1 protein-coding gene is annotated in these 1,416 nt (G+C 62.4%); it reads right to left on the reverse strand.

From position 1 onward, the window contains the following. Nucleotides 1-290 precede the first annotated feature (290 nt). Nucleotides 291-1,334: an IS110 family RNA-guided transposase gene (locus AC0L2Y_RS34400; RefSeq protein WP_473562310.1), complete on the reverse strand. Its 1,044-nt coding sequence runs from the start codon at nt 1,332-1,334 to the stop codon at nt 291-293. Nucleotides 1,335-1,416 lie beyond the last annotated feature (82 nt).

The raw sequence follows: 1,416 nt of genomic DNA on the forward strand, positions 1-1,416 counted from the left end.
CTTCCGGTGCTCATATGTGGACGGCCCCCTGCTTGCAAGCATTGGTTCGGATAGTTTGATCGGATCGCTTGCGCTCATATGTCCGGCCTTTTGCGCGCCGGTTTGTGAGCGCTGGCCAAGATGGGCTACGCGGATAGCGAGTTCCAAGCACGGACACGGCATTGGCTGCCGGTGAGCACCTCGGAGTGTCTCGCTGGTCCCGGTTCGATCGGTCACACCATCTTCTCCTCTACTTGCAAGTTCCGGCCTTCAGCGTCGAACGGTGCTCGGCGCCGAACTCTTGAATGCTCTTACGGCTGCACAGGCGCAGTCACCGGAAGGGCGGCAGCGGGGCGGTATTGCTCGCCGCTGACCATCAGTTTCCAGGCGATCCGGGCCAGCTTGTTGGCCAGCGCCACCGCCGCGAGCTTGGCTGGCTTGCGCGCGATCAAGGCCGCCAACCAGGGCCATATGCGTTTGCTGCCGCGCCGCATATGCTGGATGAGAGCGGTGGCGCCCGTTACCAGCACGCTTCGCAGCATCTCGTCGCCGGCGCGGGTGATCACCCCAAGCCGATTTCTACCTGCTGTCGAATGGTTCTTCGGCGTCAGCCCGAGCCAGGCGGCAAAGTCGCGTCCCGACTTGAAACCGTGTGCATCCGGCACCTTGATGGCCAGCAGCGTGGCTCCGACAGGACCAATCGCCGGTATGGCGGCCAACCGCCGGCTCAGTTCATTGCGTCTGTGAAGCGCAAGCAGCTTTTCATCGAGTGTGGCGACCTCGGCGCTGATATGCGCATAATCGCGCGCCAGGGTCTCAAACATATCCCTGGCCGTGTCTGGGATCGTCGCGTCAGCGCGAATGTCGGCCAGCAGATCGCCAAGCCGGGAAAGCCCCTTGGGCGCGACAAGGCCGAACTCTGCCGCAAAGCCGCGGATCGAATTGGCGAGCTGCGTGCGCCGGCCAATGAACTGCGCGCGCAGCTTCGCCAGCATCTGCGATCCCTGCTGATCGGCGCTCTTGGCAGGAACGAAACGCATGCCCGGCCGGCTCATCGCCTCGCAGATCGCCCCGGCGTCGGCCGCATCCGACTTGGAGCGCTTGACATAGGGCTTCACGTATTGTGGCGGCAGCAACACCACTTCGTGGCCCAGCGCGTGCAATTCCCGCGCCCAATGGTGCGCTGCGCCGCAAGCCTCCATGCCAATCTTCAGCGGCGAAAGCCCGGCAAAGAAGGCGAGCACCTGATTGCGTCGCAGCTTCTTGCGCAACACCGGCTGTTCGGCTTCATTTACGCCATGCAACTGGAAAACGCTCTTTGACGTATCCATGCCAATACGAATAAGTTTATCCACGGACGGTCTCCCTTGATTGAGATCTGCAACGACCTCATTCTGGCACATCACGATGCCGTCGGGGGCCGTCCACCCCAACACG

The organism is Mesorhizobium sp. WSM4830 (genome assembly GCF_055811495.1).